Source organism: Pseudomonas sp. AN-B15, assembly GCF_019056475.1.
Classification (GTDB): Bacteria; Pseudomonadota; Gammaproteobacteria; order Pseudomonadales; family Pseudomonadaceae; genus Aquipseudomonas; species Aquipseudomonas parakoreensis.
The window spans coordinates 380,363-406,391 of record NZ_CP049737.1 but is presented as its reverse complement, the minus strand read 5'-3'; the positions used below and the strand labels follow the sequence as shown (position 1 = coordinate 406,391).

The following is a 26,029-nucleotide window of genomic DNA, read 5'->3' as shown; positions in this document are numbered from 1 at the left end:
ACACGCCTGGTAACCCCCGATGATGAAGCCCAACCTGATTGCCGCCGCCGAGATCGACCGTCTCGATACGTGGGCCAAATATTCGGCCCCGATGTGCGGCTCTTGTGTCTCCAGCTGCTGCACCCTGCCGGTCGAGGTCAAGATCAAGGACCTGGTACGCATCGGCGTGGTCGACGAGTTCGAGCTGGGCGATCCGCCGAAGAACATCGCCAAGCGCCTGCAAAAGGAAGGGCTGGTCGAGCGCTTCAACCAGAAGTCGGGGATCTTCACCCTGCAGCGCATGAGCAACAACGATTGCTACTACCTGGATCGTAAAAGCCGCCTGTGCACCATTTATGACAAGCGCCCGGACACTTGCCGCAACCACCCGAAAATCGGCCCGCGGCCGGGGTATTGCGCGTACAAGCCGAAAGAAGTCGAGCGGGTGCAGAATTCGCGGTCGATCGAGAAGTTCTGACCTTTCCTGAATTTTTCGGCGCCTGTCCGGCCGCCATCGCTGGCAAGCCAGCTCCCACATTGATTGTTGTCGTACACAAGATTCATGTGCGACGCAAAACCCTGTGGGAGCTGGCTTGCCAGCGATGAGGCCAGCACAAACCCCGCACAAATCCCGGACAAACAAAAACGCCCCCGGTCTCGCGACCGGGGGCGTTTTTTCAAGCTCGGGCTGAATTACGCCTTGGCTTTCTTGGCAGCGCGGGTACGCTCGCTTTCGTCCAGGATCTTCTTGCGAAGACGGATGGACTTAGGAGTGACTTCGCACAGCTCGTCTTCCTGGATGTATTCCAGAGCCTGTTCCAGAGTGAAGCGAACAGGTGGTACCAGAGCGATGGTTTCGTCTTTACCCGAAGCACGCATGTTGTCGAGCTTCTTGCCTTTGGTAGGGTTCACACCCAGGTCGTTGTCGCGGCTGTTCTGACCAACGATCTGACCGTTGTAGATCTCCTGGCCGTGTTCTACGAACAGCTTGCCACGAGCCTGCAGGGTTTCCAGCGAGTAGGTCAGTGCCTTGCCGGTTTCAACCGAAACCAGTACGCCGTTCTGACGGCCGGACATGTGGCCCGACTTCACTGGCGCGTAACGGTCGAAGATCGAGGTCAGGATGCCAGCACCGTTGGTCAGGGTCAGGAACTGGTTACGGAAACCGATCAGACCGCGAGCAGGGATGTTGTATTCCAGACGAACACGGCCCTTGCCATCCGGCACCATGTTGCTCAGGTCGCCTTTACGCAGACCCATCTCTTCCATGACCTTGCCCTGGGATTCTTCAGGGATGTCGATGGTGACGTTTTCGAACGGTTCCTGCTTCACGCCGTCAACTTCACGGATGATCACTTCAGGACGGCCCAGGGCCAGCTCGAAGCCTTCGCGACGCATGGTTTCGATCAGTACCGAGAGGTGCAGCTCACCACGGCCGGAAACCTTGAACTTGTCAGCCGAGTCGCCTTCTTCAACGCGCAGTGCAACGTTGTACAGCAGCTCTTTGTCCAGACGATCCTTGATGTTACGGGAGGTCACGAACTTGCCTTCTTTACCGCAGAATGGCGAGTCGTTTACCTGGAAGGTCATGGAAACGGTTGGCTCGTCAACGGTCAGCGGCTTCATCGCCTCGACGGTGTTGATGTCGCACAGGGTGTCGGAGATGAACAGCTCGTCGAAGCCGCTGATGCAGACGATGTCGCCGGCTGCTGCTTCTTCAACGTCAATGCGGTGCAGACCGTGGTGACCCATCAGCTTCAGGATACGACCGTTGCGGCGCTTGCCGTCGGCGCTGATTGCGACAACCGGAGTGTTCGGCTTGACGCGACCACGAGCGATACGGCCAACACCGATAACACCCAGGAAGCTGTTGTAGTCCAGAGCGGAGATCTGCATCTGGAACGGACCGTCACGGTCAACGGCCGGAGGCGGAACGTGGTCGACCACTGCCTGGTACAGCGCAGTCATGTCTTCGCCCATGGCGGTGTGGTCCAGACCGGCGATGCCGTTCAGGGCCGAAGCGTAAACAACCTGGAAGTCCAGTTGTTCTTCGGTCGCACCGAGGTTGTCGAACAGGTCGAAGATCTGGTCCAGAACCCAGTCCGGACGCGCGCCTGGACGGTCAACCTTGTTGATCACCACGATTGGACGCAGGCCGGCTTCGAACGCCTTCTTGGTCACGAAACGGGTTTGCGGCATAGGACCGTCTTGAGCGTCAACCAGCAGCAGAACGGAGTCAACCATCGACATTACGCGTTCTACTTCGCCGCCGAAGTCGGCGTGGCCCGGGGTGTCCACGATGTTGATGTGGTAGCCGTTCCAGTTGATGGCGGTGTTTTTCGCCAGGATGGTAATACCGCGCTCTTTTTCCTGGTCGTTGGAGTCCATCACGCGCTCGTCGTTGAGCTCGTTGCGCTCCAGGGTGCCGGATTGACGCAGGAGTTTGTCTACCAGGGTGGTCTTACCATGGTCAACGTGGGCAATGATGGCGATGTTACGTAGATTTTCGATCACTTGTGTATCTCGATCAGAGGATTCGGTTTGCTGACAAGTCTTGGCAGCGATTAACAGTAGTGTCCGGCATGGCCGTTACAGCTTGACGGCGGTGTCGGGGGGCCGGTGACGCAGGCCACAGGCAAACAGCCCCGGGCACTTAGCTCGGTCGATAAACGCGCACATTGGCATGCCCCTCACTGAGCAAATGGTGAGCATGCAGGCGACTCATCACGCCTTTGTCGCAATACAGCAGGTACTGGCGAGTCGGATCCAGCTCCTTGAAACGAGCGTTCACTGCGTAGAACGGCATCGTCTGTACTTCTATGCCGGCGAGTTCCAGCGGGTCATCCTCGGCCGCATCCGGGTGACGGATGTCGATGACGATCTGACCGGCCAGCGCTTCGCCGACTTCTTCGATCTGCAAGTCCTGGCCCAATTCGTCGATCACTCGATCGATCGGCACCAGTTTGGCGTTTTCGAGCGCACGCTCGAGGACCGCCATGTCGAATTCTTTCTCTTCGTGCTCAACACGGTGGCGCTTGGCGGCGGTCTTCGGATTGACCGAGATGACCCCGCAGTACTCCGGCATGTGCCGGGCGAAATCGGCGGTGCCGATCTCGTTGGCCGTGTCGATGATGTCCTGCTTGTGCGCAACGATCAGTGGGCGCAGGACCAGCTTGTCGGTCACGCAGTCGATCACCGACAGGTTCGGCAGCGTCTGGCTCGATACCTGGGAAATCGCTTCGCCGGTGACCAGCGCGTCGATGTGCAGCCGGTCGGCAATGGCCGACGATGCGCGCAACATCATACGCTTCAATACGACGCCCATATGACTGTTATCGACTTTGCCGAGAATTTCACCCAACACTTCTTCGAACGGAACACTGACAAATAGCACGCGTTGCGAGCTGCCGTACTTCTTCCAGATGAAATGCGCGACTTCCATCACGCCCAGTTCGTGGGCACGCCCGCCCAGATTGAAGAAGCAGAAATGTGCCATCAGGCCGCGGCGCATGATCTGGTACGCGGCAACCGTCGAGTCAAAGCCGCCGGACATCAATACCAGCGTCTGCTCCAGGGCGCCGAGCGGGTAACCGCCAATACCGTTGTGCTGGCTGTGGATGACAAACAACCGTTGGTCGCGAACTTCGATGCGAACTTCGATTTCCGGGTCTTTGAGGTCGATTCCGGCCGCCCCGCATTCGCGACGCAGCTTGCTGCCGACGTATTTTTCGACGTCCATCGAGCTGAACGGATGCTTGCCTGCACGCTTGCAGCGCACCGAGAAAATCTTCCCGGCCAGCACATCGCCGTAGTGCTGTTTGCACTTCTCGGTGATGTCGTCGAAGTCGCCCAGCGGGTATTCGTCGATCTGCAGAAAGTGCGCGACACCAGGAGTACAAGTGAGGCGCTCGCCCATCTCTTTCAAGGCTTTGGGGTCGGTCACGCGGGTTTCCAGCTCGAGATTGTCCCACACACCGTTCACCACCACGGCCGGGTCCAGATCGCGGAGCACGGCGCGGATGTTCTTGGCCAGCTGGCGGATGAAACGCATCCGGACAGGGCGGCTTTTGATGGTGATCTCGGGGAAGACTTTTACGATTAGTTTCATGAAAACAGCGCGCGCAGGGCCAGCCGAAAAAGGGGGGCGCGGATTATAGCGGAAATTGCTCAAGGTTTAACCAGTTAATATGCAGAAGGTTTCACTTGCACCAAAACGGGTCATTTCTGATTTGAAGCGCTACATTAAGGGGCGATAAATTCGCCTTTATGGCGCTTTCTTGCTTCGAAAGCGTGAAATTGGGGCAAAAAACCCATGCTGGGGCACTGGCATGCAATTTGCTCCCTTGTGAGGCAGGTTGCCTTGGCAGAGTATCTGCGCCGGCATCACCCAAATTAAGGGCATCCACTACCAAGCCCTAAGCCACCCGGAGGACACTATGTCGAAGTCGGTTCAACTCATCAAAGATCATGACGTCAAGTGGATTGATCTGCGCTTCACGGACACCAAAGGCACTCAGCACCACGTGACCATGCCGGCTCGCGATGCGCTGGAAGACGACTTCTTCGAAGTCGGCAAGATGTTCGACGGTTCCTCCATCGCTGGCTGGAAAGGCATCGAAGCCTCCGACATGATCCTGCTGCCGGACGACGACACTGCCGTTCTCGACCCGTTCACCGAAGACGCGACCCTGATCCTGGTTTGCGACATCATCGAACCTTCGACCATGCAAGGTTACGATCGCGACCCGCGCGCCATCGCGCACCGCGCCGAGGAATACCTGAAGACCACCGGTATCGGCGACACCGTCTTCGCCGGTCCAGAACCAGAATTCTTCATCTTCGACGAAGTGAAGTTCAAGTCCGACATCTCCGGCTCGATGTTCAAGATCTACTCCGAGCAAGGTTCGTGGATGTCCGACCAAGACATCGAAGGCGGCAACAAAGGCCACCGTCCTGGTATCAAAGGCGGCTACTTCCCGGTTCCGCCGTTCGACCACGACCACGAAATCCGTACTGCCATGTGCAACGCACTGGAAGAGATGGGCCAGACCGTTGAAGTTCACCACCACGAAGTGGCGACTGCCGGTCAGAACGAAATCGGTGTCAAGTTCAACACCCTGGTGAAAAAAGCTGACGAAGTTCAGACCCTGAAATACGTTGTCCACAACGTTGCCGACGCTTACGGCCGCACTGCGACCTTCATGCCGAAGCCACTGTACGGCGACAACGGCTCGGGCATGCACGTACACATGTCCATCGCCAAAGACGGCAAGAACACCTTCGCTGGCGAAGGCTATGCCGGCCTGTCCGAAACCGCCCTGTACTTCATCGGCGGTATCATCAAGCACGGTAAGGCCCTGAACGGCTTCACCAACCCGGCCACCAACTCCTACAAGCGTCTGGTGCCAGGTTTCGAAGCGCCGGTGATGCTGGCCTACTCGGCTCGCAACCGCTCCGCCTCGATCCGTATTCCTTACGTCAACAGCCCACGCGGCCGTCGTATCGAAGCTCGCTTCCCGGATCCGGCTGCCAACCCGTACCTGGCTTTCGCAGCACTGCTGATGGCCGGTCTGGACGGTATCCAGAACAAGATCCACCCTGGCGATGCCGCTGACAAAAACCTGTACGACCTGCCGCCTGAAGAGGCGAAAGAGATCCCACAAGTTTGCGGCAGCCTGAAAGAAGCCCTGGAAGAGCTGGACAAGGGCCGTGCGTTCCTGACCAAGGGCGGCGTATTCTCCGACGACTTCATCGACGCTTACATCGCGCTGAAATCCGAAGAAGAAATCAAGGTCCGTACCTTCGTACACCCACTGGAATATGAGCTGTACTACAGCTGCTGATCCGGTAGCGCTGCGCTACGCAGCGTGACAAAAGAGGCCTCCTTCGGGAGGCCTTTTTATTGCCCACGATTTATGAAGCTACACAAATCCCCGGTGGGAGCGAGCCTGCTCGCGAATACGGTGGGTCATTGACGGGGATGGCGACCGCCTTCGCGAGCAGGCTCGCTCCCAAAGGGGATTTTGGCGTCTGAATGATCTCCGGATATATCCCGGGCTGGGCCAACCGCCGCACCCTGGCCTATGCTGCACCCCATCGCTTTCTTTCCCGGTCGATTTCATGGGTCGCACCTTTCTCTACATTCTGCTGCTGATCGCCTTGCCCGCCGCCGCGCAGATCTACAAGTACACCGACGCCAACGGCAACACGGTCTACAGCGATCACTCGCCGGACGGTGTTCATGCGCAGCCGGTCGAGTTGCCGCCACTCAACCGCGTCGCGCCACAGGCACCGAGCGCGCCAGCGCCTTCAAGCACCGACACACGCCCCGCGGCACGCAGTGCCTACGAGGTGCTGGAGCTGACCGGCCTGCCCAGCGAAGAAGCGCTGCGCGCCAACAACGGCACCTTCACTGTCAATGTGCTGATCAAGCCGCGCCTGCAGGCGCCACACCAATTGAGGCTGGTGCTGGACGACGCGCCTTACGGCCAGCCGAGCAATGTGCCAATCCTGCAACTGGTGAATGTCGATCGCGGCGAGCATCATCTCGCGGTGCAGGTGATCGACGGCGAAACGATCATCCAGCAGAGCCCAACAGTGGTGTTCACCGTGCAGCGGGTGCACAAGCCATGAAGATTTTCTGGCTGGTCCTGTGTCTGTTCGCCCTGCCCGTTTCGGCGGAGGTCTTCACCTACGTCGATGCGCAGGGTAATCGCGTCTACACCGATCAGCCGCGCGGCAATGCCAAGCGCGTTCCCATCGCAACCAGCAACCGCATGTCGGCCAAACCCACGGTCGCTGCGCCGATCAACGCCGCAAAAAAATCCCCGGAACAACCGCTGTTTCACTACGACATGCTGCGCATCCTCATCCCCGAGCCGGACGCGACCCTTCGCAGCAGCGCGGGCGAGGTGATCGTCAGCGTCACCAGCGAACCGGGTCTACAGCAGGGTCACCGCTATCGCCTGCTGCTGGACGGACAAGCCACTGGCGAGCCGGGCCTGAGTCCTGTTTTCCCGCTGAGCAACATTGATCGCGGCAGCCATAACCTGTCAGTGGAAATCCTCGATGAGCAGGGTCGCACCGTCGAACGCACCGCTAACCAGCCGTTCCACATGCTGCGCATCTCGCTGGCACAGAAACGCCAGGTCAAACCCTGCGTCAGCGAGGACTATGGCGTACGCCCGGAATGCCCATTGAAAGACAAACCCACCGAAGAAAAAAATCCCTTCCTGCGCTTCTTCTAACGCTGTTCAGCTTTGCGCACTATATTGGTGCACAAGACTGCACCGTACTCACATTTCAACCCAATTTGGTTCGAAACTTCACGCCCTGAGCACATTGGCGCCACGCAAGCGAGCGTCAAACGCCTGTTTCAGGGGACGAACGCTTCTTTTCGGAGCCTTGGTTTGGTTTTTGCATTTTCCGTTTAACGACGCCTGCTTCTTGCGCACGCTCCGCCCCCAAAAGAGGCTCCGATGACTATTAGCGACGCAATCCACCGTTTGCTGCTCGACAACCTGACCACCGCTACCATCCTGCTCGACGCCGAATTGCGCCTTGAGTACATGAACCCGGCGGCCGAGATGCTGCTGGCCATCAGCGGCCAGCGCAGCCATGGGCAGTTCATCAGCGAGTTGTTCACCGAGTCTACCGAGGCGCTCAACTCGCTGCGTCAGGCAGTCGAACAGGCGCACCCGTTCACCAAGCGCGAAGCGATGCTCACCGCCCTCACCGGCCAGACCCTGACCGTGGACTACGCGGTGACGCCGATCCTCAGCAACGGCGCAACCATGCTCTTGCTGGAAGTGCACCCGCGTGACCGCCTGCTGCGGATCACCAAGGAAGAGGCGCAGTTGTCCAAGCAGGAAACCAGCAAAATGCTGGTGCGCGGTCTGGCCCATGAGATCAAGAATCCGCTCGGCGGCATCCGTGGCGCCGCGCAATTGCTGGCCCGCGAGTTGCCGGAAGACAGCCTGCGCGACTACACCAACGTGATCATTGAAGAGGCCGACCGCCTGCGTAATCTGGTCGACCGCATGCTCGGCTCGAACAAGCTGCCATCGCTGGCGCTGTGCAACGTCCACGAAGTGCTCGAACGCGTCTGCCAACTGGTCGAGGCGGAAAGCCAGGGCTGCATCACCTTGGTGCGCGACTACGACCCGAGCATTCCCGACGTATTGATCGACCGCGAACAAATGATTCAGGCCGTGCTGAACATCGTGCGCAACGCGATGCAGGCAATCAGCAGCCAGAACGAGCTGCGTCTGGGGCGCATCAGCCTGCGCACCCGGACCATGCGCCAGTTCACCATCGGCCACGTCCGCCATCGCCTGGTAACCAAGATCGAAATCATCGACAACGGCCCGGGGATCCCGGCGGAACTTCAGGAAACCATCTTCTTTCCCATGGTCAGCGGCCGCCCGGACGGTACCGGGCTGGGCCTGGCCATCACCCAGAACATCATCAGCCAGCACCAGGGCCTGATCGAGTGTGACAGCCACCCCGGCCACACCACGTTCTCGATCTTTCTGCCACTGGAACAAGGAGCCACATCGACATGAGCCGTAGTGAAACCGTGTGGATCGTCGATGACGACCGTTCTATCCGTTGGGTTCTGGAAAAAGCCTTGCAGCAGGAAGGCATGACCACGCAGAGCTTCGACAGCGCCGATGGCGTGATGAGTCGTCTGGCCCGTCAGCAGCCTGATGTGATCATTTCCGACATCCGCATGCCGGGCGCCAGTGGCCTCGATCTGCTGGCGCGCATCCGCGAACAGCACCCACGGTTGCCGGTCATCATCATGACCGCTCACTCCGACCTGGACAGCGCCGTCGCCTCCTATCAGGGCGGCGCGTTCGAGTACCTGCCCAAGCCGTTCGACGTTGACGAGGCGGTGTCGCTGGTCAAGCGCGCCAATCAGCATGCGCAGGAACAGCAAGGCCTGGAAGTGGTACCCGCGCTGACCCGCACCCCGGAAATCATCGGTGAAGCACCGGCGATGCAGGAAGTGTTTCGCGCCATCGGCCGCTTGAGCCACTCCAACATCACGGTGTTGATCAACGGCGAGTCCGGCACCGGTAAAGAACTGGTGGCCCACGCCCTGCACCGCCACAGCCCGCGCGCGGCCTCGCCGTTCATCGCATTGAACATGGCGGCGATCCCCAAGGACCTGATGGAATCCGAGCTGTTCGGCCACGAGAAAGGCGCGTTTACCGGCGCGGCCAACCTGCGTCGCGGGCGTTTCGAACAGGCGGACGGCGGCACGCTGTTCCTTGATGAAATCGGCGACATGCCAGCCGATACCCAGACCCGTTTGCTGCGGGTGCTGGCCGATGGCGAGTTCTATCGCGTTGGCGGGCATGTGCCGGTCAAGGTCGACGTGCGGATCATTGCCGCGACCCACCAGAACCTGGAAACCCTGGTGCACGCCGGCAAATTCCGTGAGGACTTGTTCCACCGCCTCAACGTGATCCGCATCCACATTCCGCGCCTGTCGGACCGTCGCGAAGACATCCCGACCCTGGCCAAACACTTCCTCAGCCGCGCCGCGCAAGAACTGGCGGTGGAACCGAAGCTGCTGAAAAGCGAGACCGAGGAATACCTGAAGAACCTGCCATGGCCGGGCAACGTGCGGCAGTTGGAGAACACCTGCCGCTGGATCACCGTGATGGCCTCCGGTCGCGAAGTGCACATCAGTGACCTGCCGCCGGAACTGCTGAGCCTGCCGCAGGATTCGGCACCGGTGACCAATTGGGAGCAGGCGCTGCGTCAGTGGGCCGATCAAGCCTTGGCCCGTGGCCAGTCGAGCCTGCTCGACAGCGCAGTGCCGGCTTTCGAACGGATCATGATCGAGACCGCGCTGAAGCACACGGCCGGACGCCGGCGTGATGCGGCGGTATTGCTCGGTTGGGGGCGTAATACCCTGACCCGCAAGATCAAGGAATTGGGGATGAAAGTGGATGGCGGGGATGATGATGAGGGGGATGAGGGCTAAGCCCCTCCTCTAATCGTCCGCAAAAAGATCGCAGCCTTCGGCAGCTCCTGCAGAGAATGTATAGCCCTGCAGGAGCTGTCGAAGGCTGCGATCTTTTTTTGTGTGCACCGCCACAAGGCACGGCGAACCGCAATTGGGCATATCTCACTGATCAAAAAAACACCAACCGTGTTCAAAGTTCCAACCAAGAAGAAGCATCAAAGCCCCGATTTACGGGGCTTTCGTGCATCTGAAGCTTTTTTCTGTTTCGAAATACTAAAACTGGCACGCCGCCTGCAACATCCCTCACAGGTGATTCGATTCACCACCCGTTTCGGGGGCCTTGGTACAGGCAGGCCGGGGATTCCCCTCTTTACACCGGGTTCAAACCGCAACGCGGCGAACCCACCCTTTTGGGATCCTTGGTACAGGCAGGCCGGGGGTTCCCTCTTTACACCGGACCGACGCTCTCAGCGAAGTCCACCCCGTTTTGGGAACCCCGGTACAGGCAGGCCGGGGATTCCCGCTTTTATTGCTCCCGGAGATGGATCTCCAGCCGCCAGCGGTCATCGACCTTGCTCCCGGTCCATTCCCCTTGCAGCGGCCGCGCCGCCAGCACTGTCAACAACAGCCCACCGTCACTCGCTCGCGTACGCCAGTTCACATCCTTGCCATTGAGCTTGAGCTGGCCCTTCTGCGCGCGGCCTTCAGCCTGAAACAACAAGGCCACGGTACCGTCGATGATCTCGCCGTGCAGCTTCGGCTCATTGTTGAACCACACCACCAGGCCGTCAGCGGTCACGTCAACCTGCTGCAGCACGCTCGGGTCCGGCGTGGTCAGGCGACCGATCATCAAGCCGACCATCAAGCCGAAAATCGCCAGCGAACCGATCACCCGCGGGAATAGTTTCGAACGCGGGTCGGCTGGCGGCGTAGAATGCGCGTCATCTTTACCTGCGGAGCCGTGCATGTTTCACGTCATCCTTTTTCAACCAGAAATTCCGCCGAACACCGGCAACGTTATCAGGCTGTGCGCCAACAGTGGCTGCCACCTGCATTTGATCGAACCGCTGGGTTTCGAGATGGACGACAAGCGCTTGCGCCGGGCCGGACTCGACTACCACGAATATGCCACGTTGCAGCGCCACGCCGACCTCGCCAGCTGCCTGGAGAGCCTCGGCAACCCACGGCTGTTCGCCTTCACCACCAAGGGCTCGCGGCCGTTTCACGACGCCGCGTTCGTCCCGGGCGATGCGTTCATCTTCGGCCCGGAAAGCCGTGGCCTGCCACCGGAAGTGCTCGACGCCCTGCCCGCCGAGCAGCGTCTGCGCCTGCCGATGCGTGAAGGCTGCCGCAGCCTGAACCTGTCCAACACCGTGGCGGTGGCCGTGTACGAAGCGTGGCGGCAGAACGACTTCAAATAACCACCCGCCCGCAAAAACATCACCCCTGTAGGAGCTGCCGAAGGCTGCGATCTTTTGATCCTGTTTTTGAAGATCAAGATCAAAAGATCGCAGCCTGCGGCAGCTCCTACATGAAGTCATGAAGTCTGTATTCCAACCCAAGAAAAAAGCGCCCGTTACGGCGCTTTTTTCGTTGTCGCTCAAACCGCTTATTGAACGGTCGGCGTCTCGCCCGCAGCCTGCATGCGCTGCAGCTCTTGCGCGTACAGGGCGTCGAAGTTCACTGGCGCCAGCATCAGGGCCGGGAACGAACCGCGGGTCACCAGGCTGTCCAGGGTTTCGCGCGCGTACGGGAACAGGATGTTCGGGCAGAACGCACCCAGAGTGTGGCTCATCGAAGCCGCGTCCAGGTTCTTGATCAGGAAGATACCGGCCTGCTGCACTTCAGCGATAAAGGCCACTTCGTCGCCGTTTTTCACGGTCACGGACAGGGTCAGCACGACTTCGTAGAAATCGCCTTCCAGTTCTTTCTGGCGGGTATTCAGGTCCAGACCGACGGTCGGGTCCCACTGCTGGCGGAAGATCGCCGGGCTTTTCGGGGCTTCGAAAGACAGATCGCGTACGTAGATGCGCTGCAAGGAGAATTGCGGTGCGGTTTCTTCTTCGCTGGCTGCAGTGTTCTGTTGGTCAGTCATCTCAGATCCTTTCTGATCTTGGGTCTTTTAGGGATTGCTGTACGTGGGTGCAGCCGTTCAGGCCTTGAGCAGCGCGTCGAGCTTGCCGGCGCGCTCCAGGGCATACAAATCATCACAACCGCCGATGTGCTTGTCGCCGATCCAGATCTGCGGCACGGAGGTGCGTCCGGCCTTCTGGCTCATGGCAGCACGAATCTGCGGCTTGCCATCGACCTTGATCTCTTCGAAGGCCACACCTTTGTTCGCGAGCAATTGCTTGGCTCGCATGCAATAAGGGCAGTAATCGCTGGAGTAGACGATGACTTCGCTCATATCACTTCACCAACGGCAGGTTGTCGCCTTTCCAGCTGGAGATCCCGCCGGACAGCTTGGCGGCGGTGAAGCCGGATTTCATCAGCTCGCGAGCGTGGGTACCAGCGGTCTGGCCCAGGGCGTCCACCAGAATGATGGTCTTGGCCTTGTGCTTTTCCAGCTCACCGGCACGCGCAGCCAGCTTGTCTTGAGGAATGTTGATCGCGCCAACGATATGACCGGCGGCGTAATCTTTCGCCGGACGGATGTCCACCACCACGCCTGCGTCCTTGTTGACCAATGCGGTCAGCTCGCCAGTGCTCAGGCTTTTACCGCCGCCCTGCATCGTGTGCGCCAGCAGCAGAGCCAGCAGTACGACGAAGATACCGACAAGAATGTAGTGGTTAGTGGCAAATTCAATCAGGTGAGCAACCATCGAAGGAGGTTCCAGGGCGTTAAAATGTCGGCCAGTATACACAGCCACTATGGTGGGCCAAACCCCGTCCGGCGGTGACGCCGCAGGAACTTCGCTTTAAACTGCCACTCCCTTTTCCATCGCCCTCTTCTTTATTAGCCACGAGTGGATTCCATGACTACCACGCCTAAACCTTTGGTCCTGATGATTCTCGACGGCTTCGGTCACAGTGACAGCCACGAATCCAATGCCGTGTATGCGGCGAAGAAGCCTGTGCTCGACCGTCTGTGGGCCACGGTGCCGAACGGCCTGATCTCGGGCAGCGGCATGGACGTCGGTCTGCCGGACGGCCAGATGGGCAACTCCGAAGTCGGCCACATGAACCTCGGCGCCGGGCGCGTGGTGTATCAGGACTTCACGCGCGTGACCAAAGCGATCCGCGACGGCGAGTTTTTCGAGAACCCGACCATCTGCGCGGCTGTGGATAAAGCCGTGGCCGCCGGCAAAGCCGTGCATTTCATGGGACTGCTGTCCGATGGCGGCGTGCACAGCCACCAGGATCACTTGATCGCCATGGCCGAACTGGCATTCAAGCGCGGCGCCGAAAAAATCTACCTGCACGCCTTTCTTGATGGCCGCGACACGCCGCCAAAGAGCGCCGCTTCGTCGATCGAACTGCTCGATGCGACGTTCCAGGCGCTCGGCAAGGGGCGCATCGCCAGCCTCATCGGTCGCTACTACGCGATGGACCGTGACAACCGTTGGGACCGTGTATCACAGGCCTACAACCTGATCGTCGACGGCAACGCCGAATTCAACGCCGCCACTGCTCAGGAAGGCCTCGACGCTGCCTACGCCCGTGGCGAAAGCGACGAATTCGTCAAAGCCACCACCATCGGCGAGCCGGTCAAGGTTGAAGACGGCGACGCCGTGGTGTTCATGAACTTCCGCGCCGACCGCGCCCGCGAGCTGAGCCGCGTGTTCGTCGAAGACGATTTCAAGGAATTCGAGCGCGCGCGCCAGCCAAAAGTGCAGTACGTCGGCTTGACCCAATACGCGGCCAGCATCCCGGCCCCGGCCGCCTTCGCTCCGGGCAGCCTGGAAAATGTACTTGGCGACTATCTGGCAAAAAACGGCAAGACCCAGCTGCGCATCGCCGAAACCGAAAAATACGCACACGTCACTTTCTTCTTTTCCGGTGGCCGTGAAGAACCGTTCCCGGGCGAAGAGCGCATTCTGATCCCGTCGCCGAAAGTCGCCACCTACGACCTGCAGCCGGAAATGAGTGCGCCGGAAGTGACTGACCGTATCGTCGATGCGATCGAACACCAGCGTTACGACGTGATCGTGGTCAACTACGCCAACGGCGACATGGTCGGCCACAGCGGCGTGTTCGACGCTGCGGTGAAAGCCGTGGAATGCCTGGACACCTGCGTCGGGCGCATCGTCGAGGCGCTGGAAAAAGTCGGCGGCGAAGCGCTGATCACCGCTGACCACGGCAACGTCGAAAAAATGGCCGATGAAGAAACCCACCAGGCGCACACCGCGCACACCACCGAACCTGTGCCGTTCATTTATGTCGGCAAGCGTGACCTCAAGGTCCGTCAAGGCGGCGTACTGGCGGACGTGGCTCCGACCATGCTGATGCTGCTGGGCCTGGAAAAACCGGCGGAGATGACGGGTACCTCGATTCTGGTGTAATTCACCAGATCAAACACCGCCAAACCCTGTGGGAGCTGGCTTGCCAGCGATAGCAATCTGACAGCCAACAGCTATGTTGAATGTGCAGACGCCATCGCTGGCAAGCCAGCTCCCACAGTGGTTTATGGGGTTTTCGAAATGGAAATGGGCCTCTGCGCCGCTCCAGTTATCACACAAGCCCAATTGGGCGTTTTTTTTGCAGCCCCGGGCGGGCATACTAGGCCGTCCATTACCCTGGTGCCGCCCGCCTCTATGCTCCGCGTCCTGATCGCCCTCGCTCTGACCTGCCTGCTCCAACCGGCCTTCGCTGACGAGCGCGCGCAAACCCAACAGCAGTTGGATGCCACGCGTCAGGACATTGCCGAGCTGAAAAAGCTGCTGGGCAAGCTGCAGGAAGAAAAATCCGGTGTGCAGAAAGAGCTCAAGGGCACCGAAACCGAAATGGGCAAGCTCGAGAAACAGGTCGATGCCCTGCAGAAAGAGCTGAAGAAGAGCGAATCCGAGCTGCAGCGACTCGATGCGGAGAAAAAAAAACTCCAGAGCGCGCGCACTGAACAGCAGCGACTGATCGCCATCCAGGCCCGCGCGGCCTATCAGAACGGCCGTCAGGAATACCTCAAGCTGCTGCTCAACCAGCAGAATCCCGAGAAATTCGCCCGCACCCTCACCTATTACGATTACCTGAGCCAGGCCCGCCTGGAGCAGTTGAAGAACTTCAACGAAACCCTGCGCCAACTGGCCAATGTCGAAAAAGACATCGCCACGCAGCAGGCGCAATTGCTGGTGCAGAAAAGCAGCCTCGACAGCCAGCGCGACGAACTGGAAAAAGTCCGCAAGGAGCGCCAGCAAGTCCTCGCCAAGCTCAACGATGACGTGAAAGCCCGCGACCAGAAACTGGCCGCCCGCGAGCAGGATCAGGCAGACCTGTCTAAAGTCCTTAAAACCATTGAAGAAACCCTGGCCCGTCAGGCCCGTGAGGCAGAAGAAGCGCGGCAGAAAGCGCTGATCGCCCAGCAGGAAGCGGAAAAAAAGCGTTTGCGTGAGGCGCAGGCTGACACCAGCGACTCCCCACGAAAACCAGTCAAGTCAACGCCAGGCGCGCTGGTATCCAGCAGCGGCGAGACCTTCGGTGGCCCTTTTGCTGCAACCCGGGGAAAACTTCCGTGGCCGGTTGATGGTCGATTGCTGGCACGCTTCGGCGAAAGCCGTGGCGACGATGCCCGCACCAAGTGGGATGGCGTGATGATCAGCGCCGCCGCCGGCAGCCAGGTGCATGCCGTGCACGGCGGGCGAGTGGTGTTCGCCGACTGGTTGCGTGGCGCCGGCCTGCTGGTGATCCTCGATCACGGCAATGGTTATCTGAGTCTTTACGGTCACAACCAGACGCTGCTCAAGTCGGCCGGTGACGTGGTAAAAGCCGGTGAGTCGATCTCCACTGTAGGTAACAGTGGCGGTCAGGACACACCAGCGCTGTATTTCGCAATTCGTCAGCAGGGTCACCCGAGTGATCCGGCGCAATGGTGTCACGCGCAAGGATAAGCGCGTCGCCTAATTCAGGAGTTCGTTCGACATGCTGCATTTGTCCCGCCTTACCTCGCTGGCCCTGACGATCGCCCTGGTGATCGGCGCGCCTCTGGCGTTCGCCGCTCAACCGGCCCCGGCCGTCGCACCGGCAGGCACTGCCGCGACCGCCAAGGCACCGTTGCCGCTGGAAGAGTTGCGCACCTTTGCCGAGGTGATGGACCGGATCAAGGCCGCCTATGTCGAGCCGGTGGACGACAAGACCCTTTTGGAAAACGCGATCAAGGGCATGCTCAGCAACCTCGATCCACACTCCGCCTATCTCGGCCCTGAAGACTTCACCGAACTGCAGGAAAGCACCAGCGGTGAATTCGGCGGCCTGGGCATCGAAGTCGGCTCCGAAGACGGTTTCATCAAAGTCGTCTCGCCGATCGACGACACCCCGGCGTCGAAGGCCGGCATTCAGGCCGGGGACTTCATCGTCAAGATCAACGGCCAGCCGACCCGTGGCCAGACCATGACCGAAGCCGTGGACAAGATGCGCGGCAAGATCGGCCAGAAAATCACCCTGACTCTGGTGCGCGATGGCGGTACGCCGTTCGACGTGACTCTGGCCCGCGCCGTGATTCAAGTGAAGAGCGTCAAGGCGCAGCTGCTGGAGTCGGGCTACGGCTACATCCGCATCACCCAGTTCCAGGTCAAGACCGGCGAAGAGGTCTCCAAGGCCCTGGCCAAGCTGCGCAAGGATAACGGCAAGAAGCTCAACGGCATCATCCTCGACCTGCGCAACAACCCGGGCGGGGTGCTGCAGGCCGCCGTGGAAGTGGTCGACCATTTCATCAAGAAAGGCCTGATCGTCTACACCAAAGGCCGGATCGCCAACTCCGAACTGCGCTTCTCCGCCACCGGCAAGGATGAAAGCGAAGCGGTACCAATGGTCGTGCTGATCAACGGTGGCAGCGCCTCGGCTTCGGAAATTGTCGCCGGCGCCCTGCAGGACCAGAAACGCGCCGTGGTCATGGGCACCACCAGTTTCGGCAAAGGCTCGGTGCAGACCGTGCTGCCGCTGAACAACGACCGCGCATTGAAGATCACCACGGCACTGTACTTCACGCCGAACGGCCGCTCGATCCAGGCCCAGGGCATCGTCCCGGACATCGAAGTGCGCAAGGCCAAGATCACCAACGAAGCCGACGGCGACTACTTCAAGGAAGCCGACCTGCAAGGTCACCTGGGCAACGGCAACGGCGGCGCGGACAAGCCGACCGGTTCCGGTGCGAAGGCCAAGGCCATGCCGCAGGATGACGATTACCAGTTGGCCCAGGCGCTGAGCCTGCTCAAAGGGCTGAGCATCACATCCGGCCGTTGAGGATGTCGTTGCGTTTGCTCTTCGTCCTGCTGTGCTGTCTGGCGGGTGCTGCTCACGCGGAACCCGCCAGGACCACCTCGCAAAAAGCCTACCTGACGCTGATCATCGACGACCTGGGGCAGAACCTGCCCCGGGATCGCCGCGTGCTGGCCCTGCCCGGCCCGGTGACCACAGCGATCATGCCCGACACCCCGCACGCTACCGAATTCGCCCGCGAAGCCCATCGCGCCGGCAAGATCGTAATTCTGCACATGCCGATGGACCCGGCCACCGGCCCTTACGCCTGGCATCCCGAACTGCCGCTCGAGGAACTGCAAAAGCGCCTCGACGCCGCCTTCAAAATGGTCCCATACACCGCTGGCATCAACAACCACATGGGCAGTCGCATGACCGCTCAGCCGCTGGCGATGGCGTGGCTGATGGGTGAGTTGCAGCGCCGACACAAGTTCTTCGTCGACAGCCGCACCAGTGCGCAGACCGTGGCGGCGCAACAGGCACAGAAGATCGATCTGGCGAGTGTTTCGCGGGATGTGTTCCTTGATGACGAGCGCACCGAAGCCGCCATCTTCACCCAACTGCAGACCGCCATCAGTCTGGCGCGCAAGCAGGGTTCGGCGGTGATGATCGGTCACCCGTATCCGCAGACCCTGGCCGTACTGGAACGTGAATTGCCGAAGCTCAAGGCACAAGGCATCGAGTGGATCGACATCAAGCAGATGATCAGCGTGCGCAGCAATCGCGCCACCGCCGCCCATGGCAAGGACGGCGTCTACCGTTGAACAGCCTCGCCCGCTATACATAATTACCGCCAAACGGCCCGCTCACGGCCGGATAGTGAGCCCTGCAACCGTGACGACTCTTCCCGAGTCGTCTTTCACTATCAGGGCTGATTATGAATACCGAAGACACGGACGCAGGCGTCCCGCAACAGGCAAAACCGATCACGCTGGACAATCTGCTGATCAACTTCACGACTGATTTCCAGCGCATCTGGGACAGCAGCGGATCGAAAGCGGCACCCGGGAGCTTTTGGCGCCCGACCCCCTCTCCCGAGATGCTGCCGGGTTACTTTCCGTTAGGCGATGTCGTGGTGGGCAGCCACGACAACATCAACGCAAAACACATCGTGGCCGTTGTCAGCGAGCGCGAGACCGACCCGACAAAAGCCAGAGCCCTCAGCGCGCCCCTCGACTTTGAACAAGTCTGGAAAGATACCGGCTCGGGCGCCAAAACCAACTGCACGGTCTGGCGACCGCTGCCCCCGGCCGGCTACGTTGCCTTGGGCCAGGTTTGCTCCAGCGGCGACGACAAGCCACTGCTCAGTAGCGTGCGCTGCGTCCGGGCCGATCTGGTGATCGCTTCAACGGTCGGCAATATGCTCTGGAGCGACAAGGGCAGCGGTGCACGGCAAAGTTTCAGCGCCTGGAGCGTCACGCCGCCCAGCGCACCGCCAGGAGACATTCACTTCGCACCCGGCACCTTCGTTGCGGCAGACAGCTTCAACCGACCACAGGCCGAGGTCAGTGTCTTTGCCTTGCGGATGCAGATCGCGCCGCTGATCAAATCATCGCCAGTGTTGCCGGCGCTCCGCGCAGCGGACGCTCCGCAAACCAACGGAGCGGCCTCCCTCGCTCAAGTGGTGGAACTTCCGTGGTTCGTGGTCAAGGATGACCTGTCACCGCTCGAACAATTACGCACCACGCCCTTCTATCGCCTGGAAAGAACCGACCAGTATTATCTGGTCGGGAGCGGACACAATACGGGCGACAAGGCGCGGGCATTCAAGTGGACTGCGCAACGGCTGCAGAATCCGAAGGTGCTGCGCCTGTTCACCCAGGTTACCGCCATCAGTTTTGTGAGCGCCTGGGCAACAAAGGGCGACGTCCATCCGTCACTGCCATTCTCGGCGAGACTCGACCGCCAGTTCACGCACTGCGAAACCTCAACCAGCGGCTGGCTGACACCGTTCATCAGCCACGTCCTCGCCATGGCCGACAAAGGCAAATTTGTCGCGGCTTATCAGCAGGAAAGCTTCTACGAGCTACTTCGTGCAGATGGCTCGCAAGCGGGGATCAACCTTGGTTACACCCAGTTCGAGAGCCTGGAACTGCTGCAGTATCCGCCGCACGAATGCATCCATGAAGCCGCGGACAAAGCGTTGCCGACAGCTACAGATAGCGCCCCATGATTTCGTCGACCACACCGTCCTTGCGCATCTGATCCAGCGCCGCCTGCAGCCTGGCGACCGTTGCATCCGACACGTCCTTGTTCAGCGCCAGGTACAACTCGGCGCTGTTGAAGCGCAATACGGTCTTGAGTCCGGTCACCCCGTCCTGCCGCGCCAGGTAACGCCCGGCAGGATCACCGGTGGCCCACAGGTCGATCTGGCCATTGACCAGTTTCTTTGCGTTGTCCTGATCGCGCAGGACGACCACCGGCTTCAAGCCTTGCTTGGCCAGGGTCTCGGCAATTGCGTCGCCCTTGTAGGCACCGATCTTGTATTTGCGCGCATCGCTGAGGGTTTCGAGGGTGATCTTGCTGTCGGCCCGGGCCAACATGATCCAGTCGTCCGGACCGATCGGGCCGACCCACTTGAACAGGTTTTCGCGATCCGGCAGGCGCGCCATCACGAAAGCACCGTAACCGGGATTTTCCAGTGCCAGTTTGTAGACCCGCTCCCACGGAAAGCGCAGCGTCAGGCTGTAGGTGAGCCCGGCACGCTTGAACATTTCACGCACGATGTCGGCGGCAATGCCGTTGATGTTCTCGCCCTTGGCGAAATTCTTGCCGTCTTTCGCCATGTTGTAGGGCGGAAAGTTTTCGGTGAGGAGCACCAGATCGGTGTCGGGACTGTTTTCGGCCCGCGCCGTGTTGAGCAACAACACAGAAGCACTGGCGAGAACAAGAAGCAGGCGTTTGATCATGTCGGGCTACCGGAATCCATGGCGTGCCCAAGAGTGCCTTGGGTACGCCATGCTGTCCACTGGCCTGTACGGTTTAGCGCATCACAATGCCGCGTTTGGCCATGTACGCTTTCGCTTCCTGCACGGTGTATTCGCCGAAGTGGAAAATACTCGCCGCCAGCACCGCGCTGGCGTGGCCTTCGAGGATGCCGTCGGCCAGATGCTGCAGGTTGCCGACACCGCCGGAAGCGATCACCGGAATGCCCAGCGCATCGCTGATCGCGCGAGTCACGCCGAGGTCGAAGCCGTTTTTCATGCCGTCCTGATCCATGCTGGTCAGCAGGATCTCACCGGCACCGAGGCCTTCCATCTTCTTCGCCCACTCGACTGCATCGAGACCGGTCGGTTTGCGCCCGCCGTGGGTGAAGATTTCCCAGCGTGGGGTTTCACCCGGGCCGGAGACCTTCTTCGCGTCAATAGCGACGACGATGCATTGCGAGCCGAAATGCTGCGCCGCTTCACCGACGAATTCCGGGTTGAACACCGCCGCGGTATTGATCGAGACCTTGTCCGCACCGGCGTTGAGCAGGTTGCGGATGTCCTGCACGGTGCGCACGCCGCCGCCCACGGTCAGCGGAATGAACACCTGGCTGGCCATGCGCTCGACGGTATGCAGCGTGGTGTCGCGGCCATCGACGCTGGCGGTGATGTCGAGAAAGGTAATCTCGTCGGCACCCTGCTCGTCATAACGACGGGCGATTTCCACCGGATCGCCGGCATCGCGGATGTTCTCGAACTTCACACCTTTGACGACCCGGCCGTTGTCCACGTCCAGGCAAGGGATGATGCGTTTGGCCAGCGCCATGGTCAGTCCTCAGCCTTGGTACGAATCGCAGAAAGCTTGCGCTTCGGCGACGTCGAGGGTGCCTTCGTAGATCGCCCGGCCAGTGATTGCGCCAATGATGCCCGGCGCCTTGGCGTCGAGCAGCGACTTGATGTCACCCAGATTGTGGATACCGCCGGAAGCAATCACCGGGATCTTCGTCGCAGCAGCCAGCGCAGCGGTGAACGGTACGTTGCAGCCCTGCATCATGCCGTCTTTGGCGATGTCGGTATAAACGATCGACGATACGCCGTCGGCTTCGAACTGCCTGGCTAGATCGATGACCTGCACGGTGCTGATTTCAGCCCAGCCATCGGTGGCGACGAAGCCGTCCTTGGCATCCAGACCGACGATGATCTTGCCCGGGAACGCACGGCAGGCTTCAGCGACGAACGCCGGATCCTTCACCGCTTTGGTGCCGATGATCACATAGCTCACGCCCGCCTTGACGTAGTGCTCGATGGTTTCCAGCGAGCGAATGCCGCCGCCGATCTGGATCGGCAGGTTCGGGTAGCGTTTGGCAATCGCGGTCACCACTTCGCCGTTGACCGGCTGGCCTTCGAACGCGCCGTTCAGATCGACCAGATGCAGACGACGGCAACCGCCCTCCACCCACTTGGCAGCCATGCTCACCGGGTCATCGGAGAACACTGTGGAATCTTCCATGCGGCCCTGGCGCAGACGTACGCAGGCACCGTCTTTAAGATCGATAGCGGGAATAATCAGCATCTGGCAAACCTTCAAATTTGAATGTTCAGCTTGGCTCGGAAATCAGTTTTTCTCGAGCGCCCACAGGTCGCTTTCGATGCTTTCAAACCGCTCTTTGAGGTGGGTCTGCACATCGAAAATCGCCCTGTTGTAATAGTGCGGAGCAATTTCGCGGGTAAACAGCTCAAGAATTTCCGCCGCTTCGAACGAACCCAGGTCGAGTTCGAACCGATCCTCCATGAACCGCTGAATCTTGCGATTGGCCTCGCTCTCCTGTTCGGGAGTGAGGGTCAGGATCGGCGGCTTGGATTTCCTGGCAGCCATTTACCAGCGACCGTCCCACGCGGCGAAGTTCTGCAGCAATTGCAGGCCATGGGTATGGCTCTTCTCCGGGTGGAACTGCACAGCGAAACGCGAGCCATCGGCCAGCGCGGCAGCGAAATCGATCCCGTAATGACCGCTACCGACTACCTGCCGCGCGTTGGCGGCGGCGATGTAGTAGCTGTGCACGAAGTAGAAACGCGCCATGTCCGGAATGTCGTGCCACAGCGGGTGGCTGACCTTCTGCTGCACCTCGTTCCAGCCCATGTGCGGGACTTTCAGATGCTCGCCGTCTTCATGCAGGTCTTTGCCGAAGAACTTAACCGCGCCCGGGAACAGGCCGATGCAGTCGACGCCGTCGTTCTCTTCGCTGCTGTCGAGCAGGGCTTGCATGCCGACACAGATGCCGAGGAACGGACGATCCTGGCTGACTTCACGCACCAGCGCGTCGAAACCGAGGCGACGGATCTCCGCCATGCAGTCGCGAATCGCGCCAACGCCCGGGAATACCACGCGGTCGGCTTCACGGATCACGTCCGCATCACTGGTGATCAGCACCTTGCCGGCGCCCACGTGCTCGAGGGCCTTGGCCACCGAGTGCAGGTTGCCCATGCCGTAGTCGATAACTGCAACCGTCTGCATTACAGAACGCCTTTGGTCGATGGCATTTGCCCGGCCATGCGCTCATCCAGCTCGACGGCCATGCGCAGCGCGCGGCCGAATGCCTTGAACACGGTTTCGATCTGGTGGTGGGTATTGGTGCCACGCAGGTTGTCGATGTGCAGGCTGACCAGCGCGTGGTTGACGAAGCCCTGGAAGAATTCCTGGAACAGGTCGACGTCGAAGCCGCCCACAGTGGCGCGGGTGTACGGCACGTGCATCTGCAGGCCCGGGCGGCCGGAGAAATCGATCACCACGCGCGACAGCGCTTCATCGAGCGGCACGTAGGCGTGACCGTAGCGACGGATGCCTTTCTTGTCGCCGATGGCTTTGGCGAAGGCCTGGCCGAGGGTGATACCGACGTCTTCCACGGTATGGTGGTCGTCGATATGCAGATCGCCCTTGCATTCAATATCCAGGTCGATCAACCCGTGACGGGCGATCTGATCCAGCATGTGCTCAAGAAAAGGAACACCGATATCGAATCGGGCCTTTCCGGTGCCATCAAGGTTGATCGAGGCTTTGATCTGGGTTTCCAGAGTGTCGCGCTCGACAGACGCCTTACGTTCGGCCATCACCAGCTCCGCAAAATCATTGGGCGAAAAAGGCAGCCATTATAGGCACGCGGGGCCGAAACAGAAACACGCGACGTGATATGCCTGACGGACAGAAGGCCCGGCTGTCGCGGGTAGACATGTCCATACAAGCCATTACAGCCACCCCGAAAACAAATGTGGGAGCGAGCCTGCTCGCGAATGCGGTGAGTCAGCCAACACTTATGGCAACTGACCGTCCGTCTTCGCGAGCAGGCTCGCTCCCACAGGGGTACTGCGTTTTACCCATTACTTAGTGAAACAGTACCGCCGTCTTCTGCAGGGTCACCCACACACCCCACGCCAACGGAATGCCCACCACCAGCCACGCGGCAATTGCCAGCGGCTTGCTGCCCGGCGCGGCTTTCCACTCCAGCACAGTACTTGCATCAGCACCTTTGTCGTGGCCCAGCGCCTGTTCGGCGGCCAGTTCGGCGTCGGTCATGAAGTACTTGTCGGCCACCGGACGCACCAGCAGGTTGCAGAGGAAACCCAGCACCAGCAGACCGGCGAGGATGTACAGGGTGATGTCGTAAGCCGCCGCGCGCTCAACGCCGATGCTCAACTGATACTCACGCAGGTAGTTCACCAGCACCGGACCGAGCACGCCGGCCGCAGCCCAGGCGGTCAGCAGGCGACCATGGATCGCACCGACCATTTGTGTGCCGAACAGGTCGGCCAGATACGCCGGAACGGTCGCAAAACCACCGCCGTACATCGACAGGATGATGCAGAACGCCGCCACGAACAGCGCTACGTTGCCCAGATGGCCCATGTTCGGGATCAGCGCGTACAGGGCAAAACCGAGGGCGAAGAACACGAAGTAAGTGTTTTTGCGACCCAGGTAGTCCGAGAACGAGGCCCAGAAGAAGCGGCCACCGATGTTGAACAGGCTCAGCAGACCTGTGAAGCCGGCAGCAATCGCGGCGATCGAAGCCAGTTGCCCGGCGTCCAGTTGACCAAACGGCACGTCAACGCCCAGCAGCTTGCCGCCGAACACCTCCTGCAGCAGTGGCGAGGCCATGCCGAGGATGCCGATACCGGCCGACACGTTCAGGCACAGCACCAGCCACACCAGACGGAACTGCGGGGTTTTCCACGCTACATTCACGTGGACGTGACGGTGAGTGATCATCGAGTTCGAGGCTTTTTTCGCCGGAGCGGTCCAGCCTTCAGGCTTCCACCCGGTTGGCGGCACGCGGTAGGCCAATGCGCCACCGATCATGAACACGAAGTAGATCGCGGCCATGGCCACGAAGCTCTGCCAGACGCCGACACCGGCAGGCGAAGCGAAGTGGCTCATCAGCGCAGTCGCCAACGGTGCACCGACCATCGCGCCGCCGCCGAAGCCCATGATCGCCATGCCGGTCGCCATGCCGCGCTTGTCCGGAAACCACTTGATCAGGGTCGACACCGGCGAGATATAGCCCAGGCCCAGACCGATACCGCCGATCACGCCGGAGCCGATCCACATCAGCCAGATCTGGTGGGTATAAATCCCCAGTGCCGAGATCAGCAGACCGCCGCACCAGCACAGCGCCGAAACCACACCGGCCTTGCGTGGCCCGGCGTGTTCCAGCCAGCCACCCCAGATCGCGGCCGAGCAGCCGAGGAAGATGAAGAACAGGGTGTAGATCCAGCCGAGCATGGAGATCGGCCAGTCGCATTGCGAAGAGAAGACCTGAGCCATGAAGCTCATGTCCGGTGCGCAAGCCACCGGAGCCGTGACGCCCAGCGCCTTGGACAGCGGCAACCAGAACACCGAGAAACCGTAGGCCATGCCGATGCACAGGTGAATGGCCAGAGCGGCCGGTGGAACCAGCCAACGGTTGAAACCGGGCTTGGCGATAATGCGTTCCTTGGACAGGAACGCAGGCTGGTCGGCGCGAAGGCCGTCCGCCGTGATGCTCGTGCTCATTGTGTATCCCCCAATTATTAGTATGGTTCGCCAGCCACTGCCCACCCTCGGCCTTTATGCACGCAGGCATGACCGTTTTTTCGGGTGAAGCTCCTTGAAGGCGCGACGTTAAGTCGCAGAAGGACGGACGAACCGGCGAAGGTTACCATTTGCACGTGACAGAAAAACCAAACTGATATCACCTTTTTCATGTCATCTGATCTCGTCCCCCACAGGAAAAAGCCATGCCGATCGTTGTCCAAGCGCTGCACGATGCCAGTTACCAGGATCAACAGGATCTGCAGAAAATCTATCGGGACGCCCCGCAATGGCTGTTCGCACCGTATTCCGGGGACGCTCAACTGATCGAAAACAGCCTGGCTGACAGCTCTTTGATTGCAGGACGTTTCAATGATCGCCTGCTGGGCGCAGCTCGCCTGACAAGGCACGACCGGGTTTGGTATTTGTCACATTTGTGTGTACGAAAAGTCACCCGGCGCCGTGGGGTGGCCGAGCGTCTGGTGAACCAAGCGCAGAAAATGGCGTCGCAAGCGGGTGCACAACTGCGCCTGCGGGCACCGGCCGGGCATCTTGAAATCCAGGCGCTGGCCATCAAATTGCAAGTGCCGCTGGACGTCCTCGCGACATGACTGCGCCCCGAACTGGGCGGATCCAGCGCTATACTCCCCGGCTAAATTACGAATTCGACTAACT

Annotated in this window: 26 protein-coding genes; 13 read left to right on the top strand and 13 right to left on the bottom strand. The window is 60.2% G+C overall.

Going from position 1 to position 26,029, the window contains the following annotated elements:
* Positions 1-19: 19 nt before the first annotated feature.
* Positions 20-457 carry a YkgJ family cysteine cluster protein gene (locus GTQ41_RS01845; protein WP_007961740.1) on the top strand — a complete coding sequence of 146 codons (438 nt, stop codon included), beginning with the start codon at positions 20-22 and terminating at the stop codon, positions 455-457.
* Positions 458-672: 215 nt separating this feature from the next.
* Here the strand turns inward: GTQ41_RS01845 and typA are convergent, their stop codons facing one another.
* The gene (gene typA, locus GTQ41_RS01840; protein ID WP_007961739.1) at positions 673-2,493 is read right to left on the bottom strand and encodes a translational GTPase TypA; all 1,821 of its coding nucleotides are present in this window, start codon (positions 2,491-2,493) and stop codon (positions 673-675) included.
* 139 nt (positions 2,494-2,632) lie between these two features.
* A complete protein-coding gene (gene thiI, locus GTQ41_RS01835) occupies positions 2,633-4,087 on the bottom strand; it encodes a tRNA uracil 4-sulfurtransferase ThiI (RefSeq protein ID WP_027611269.1) in 1,455 nt (484 codons plus the stop codon).
* A 328-nt stretch (positions 4,088-4,415) separates the two neighbouring features.
* On the opposite strand from thiI, the gene glnA reads away from it, so the two are divergent.
* The 5 genes from glnA (at position 4,416) to ntrC (ending at position 9,976) form a co-directional block, all read left to right on the top strand.
* The gene (gene glnA, locus GTQ41_RS01830; RefSeq protein ID WP_003220788.1) at positions 4,416-5,822 is read left to right on the top strand and encodes a glutamate--ammonia ligase; all 1,407 of its coding nucleotides are present in this window, start codon (positions 4,416-4,418) and stop codon (positions 5,820-5,822) included.
* A gap of 277 nt (positions 5,823-6,099) precedes the next feature.
* A complete protein-coding gene (locus tag GTQ41_RS01825) occupies positions 6,100-6,612 on the top strand; it encodes a DUF4124 domain-containing protein (protein WP_047290858.1) in 513 nt (170 codons plus the stop codon).
* Positions 6,609-7,226, top strand: coding sequence for a DUF4124 domain-containing protein (locus GTQ41_RS01820; RefSeq protein WP_047290857.1), 618 nt, complete (start codon positions 6,609-6,611; stop codon positions 7,224-7,226). Before GTQ41_RS01825 ends, GTQ41_RS01820 begins: the two co-directional genes overlap by 4 nt.
* A gap of 231 nt (positions 7,227-7,457) precedes the next feature.
* Positions 7,458-8,543, top strand: a complete 1,086-nt coding sequence (glnL, locus tag GTQ41_RS01815; RefSeq protein WP_007961730.1) for a nitrogen regulation protein NR(II) — start codon at positions 7,458-7,460, stop codon at positions 8,541-8,543.
* On the top strand, positions 8,540-9,976 hold the full coding sequence (ntrC, locus tag GTQ41_RS01810; RefSeq protein WP_007961729.1) for a nitrogen regulation protein NR(I): 1,437 nt from the start codon (positions 8,540-8,542) through the stop codon (positions 9,974-9,976). The genes glnL and ntrC overlap by 4 nt, the downstream gene beginning before the upstream one ends.
* Before the next feature lie 508 nt (positions 9,977-10,484).
* Here ntrC and GTQ41_RS01805 read toward each other — a convergent pair.
* A complete protein-coding gene (locus GTQ41_RS01805; RefSeq protein WP_047290856.1) occupies positions 10,485-10,925 on the bottom strand; it encodes a hypothetical protein in 441 nt (146 codons plus the stop codon).
* Between GTQ41_RS01805 and GTQ41_RS01800 the strand changes: the two genes are divergently transcribed.
* Positions 10,924-11,379: a tRNA (cytidine(34)-2'-O)-methyltransferase gene (locus tag GTQ41_RS01800; RefSeq protein WP_003220777.1), complete on the top strand. Its 456-nt coding sequence runs from the start codon at positions 10,924-10,926 to the stop codon at positions 11,377-11,379. The two genes, GTQ41_RS01805 and GTQ41_RS01800, sit on opposite strands and share 2 nt — an antisense overlap.
* A 188-nt stretch (positions 11,380-11,567) precedes the next feature.
* Here GTQ41_RS01800 and secB read toward each other — a convergent pair whose 3' ends face one another.
* From secB to GTQ41_RS01785, 3 genes are read right to left on the bottom strand one after another with little or no spacing between them, the layout of a single operon-like run.
* On the bottom strand, positions 11,568-12,053 hold the full coding sequence (gene secB, locus GTQ41_RS01795) for a protein-export chaperone SecB (RefSeq protein ID WP_025110924.1): 486 nt from the start codon (positions 12,051-12,053) through the stop codon (positions 11,568-11,570).
* A 57-nt stretch (positions 12,054-12,110) separates the two neighbouring features.
* Positions 12,111-12,365, bottom strand: coding sequence for a glutaredoxin 3 (gene grxC / locus GTQ41_RS01790; protein ID WP_041071421.1), 255 nt, complete (start codon positions 12,363-12,365; stop codon positions 12,111-12,113).
* 1 nt (position 12,366) lies between these two features.
* Positions 12,367-12,780: a rhodanese-like domain-containing protein gene (locus GTQ41_RS01785; protein ID WP_041071418.1), complete on the bottom strand. Its 414-nt coding sequence runs from the start codon at positions 12,778-12,780 to the stop codon at positions 12,367-12,369.
* Positions 12,781-12,933: 153 nt separating this feature from the next.
* On the opposite strand from GTQ41_RS01785, the gene gpmI reads away from it, so the two are divergent.
* The 5 genes from gpmI to GTQ41_RS01760 all read left to right on the top strand — a co-directional run bounded on the left by gpmI (position 12,934) and on the right by GTQ41_RS01760 (position 19,538).
* Positions 12,934-14,460, top strand: coding sequence for a 2,3-bisphosphoglycerate-independent phosphoglycerate mutase (gpmI, locus tag GTQ41_RS01780; RefSeq protein ID WP_047290855.1), 1,527 nt, complete (start codon positions 12,934-12,936; stop codon positions 14,458-14,460).
* Between the two features lie 252 nt (positions 14,461-14,712).
* Positions 14,713-15,999 carry a murein hydrolase activator EnvC gene (locus tag GTQ41_RS01775; protein WP_047290854.1) on the top strand — a complete coding sequence of 429 codons (1,287 nt, stop codon included), beginning with the start codon at positions 14,713-14,715 and terminating at the stop codon, positions 15,997-15,999.
* Positions 16,000-16,030: 31 nt separating this feature from the next.
* Positions 16,031-17,350 (top strand): S41 family peptidase, encoded by a 1,320-nt coding sequence (locus GTQ41_RS01770; protein ID WP_041071409.1) that lies wholly within the window; start codon positions 16,031-16,033, stop codon positions 17,348-17,350.
* A gap of 2 nt (positions 17,351-17,352) precedes the next feature.
* Positions 17,353-18,129 carry a divergent polysaccharide deacetylase family protein gene (locus GTQ41_RS01765; protein ID WP_047290853.1) on the top strand — a complete coding sequence of 259 codons (777 nt, stop codon included), beginning with the start codon at positions 17,353-17,355 and terminating at the stop codon, positions 18,127-18,129.
* A gap of 113 nt (positions 18,130-18,242) precedes the next feature.
* Positions 18,243-19,538, top strand: a complete 1,296-nt coding sequence (locus GTQ41_RS01760; protein WP_047290852.1) for a Vps62-related protein — start codon at positions 18,243-18,245, stop codon at positions 19,536-19,538.
* Here the strand turns inward: GTQ41_RS01760 and GTQ41_RS01755 are convergent.
* The 7 genes from GTQ41_RS01755 to GTQ41_RS01725 all read right to left on the bottom strand — a co-directional run bounded on the left by GTQ41_RS01755 (position 19,519) and on the right by GTQ41_RS01725 (position 25,336).
* Positions 19,519-20,274: an ABC transporter substrate-binding protein gene (locus tag GTQ41_RS01755; RefSeq protein WP_047290851.1), complete on the bottom strand. Its 756-nt coding sequence runs from the start codon at positions 20,272-20,274 to the stop codon at positions 19,519-19,521. The genes GTQ41_RS01760 and GTQ41_RS01755 overlap by 20 nt on opposite strands.
* A 73-nt stretch (positions 20,275-20,347) precedes the next feature.
* Positions 20,348-21,118 (bottom strand): imidazole glycerol phosphate synthase subunit HisF, encoded by a 771-nt coding sequence (hisF, locus tag GTQ41_RS01750; protein WP_007909211.1) that lies wholly within the window; start codon positions 21,116-21,118, stop codon positions 20,348-20,350.
* A gap of 9 nt (positions 21,119-21,127) precedes the next feature.
* Positions 21,128-21,865, bottom strand: a complete 738-nt coding sequence (gene hisA / locus GTQ41_RS01745) for a 1-(5-phosphoribosyl)-5-[(5-phosphoribosylamino)methylideneamino]imidazole-4-carboxamide isomerase (RefSeq protein ID WP_041071396.1) — start codon at positions 21,863-21,865, stop codon at positions 21,128-21,130.
* Between the two features lie 42 nt (positions 21,866-21,907).
* Entirely contained in the window at positions 21,908-22,168 is a 261-nt protein-coding gene (locus tag GTQ41_RS01740) for a DUF2164 domain-containing protein (protein WP_041071393.1), read from the bottom strand.
* Positions 22,169-22,807 (bottom strand): imidazole glycerol phosphate synthase subunit HisH, encoded by a 639-nt coding sequence (gene hisH, locus GTQ41_RS01735; protein WP_047290850.1) that lies wholly within the window; start codon positions 22,805-22,807, stop codon positions 22,169-22,171.
* Positions 22,807-23,400 (bottom strand): imidazoleglycerol-phosphate dehydratase HisB, encoded by a 594-nt coding sequence (gene hisB, locus GTQ41_RS01730; protein WP_007909204.1) that lies wholly within the window; start codon positions 23,398-23,400, stop codon positions 22,807-22,809. Before hisB ends, hisH begins: the two co-directional genes overlap by 1 nt.
* Positions 23,401-23,671: 271 nt before the next feature.
* Positions 23,672-25,336 (bottom strand): OFA family MFS transporter, encoded by a 1,665-nt coding sequence (locus tag GTQ41_RS01725; RefSeq protein WP_041071385.1) that lies wholly within the window; start codon positions 25,334-25,336, stop codon positions 23,672-23,674.
* A gap of 224 nt (positions 25,337-25,560) precedes the next feature.
* Between GTQ41_RS01725 and GTQ41_RS01720 the strand changes: the two genes are divergently transcribed.
* Positions 25,561-25,965 carry an acetyl-CoA sensor PanZ family protein gene (locus GTQ41_RS01720; RefSeq protein ID WP_047290849.1) on the top strand — a complete coding sequence of 135 codons (405 nt, stop codon included), beginning with the start codon at positions 25,561-25,563 and terminating at the stop codon, positions 25,963-25,965.
* The last annotated feature ends 64 nt before the right edge of the window (positions 25,966-26,029 follow it).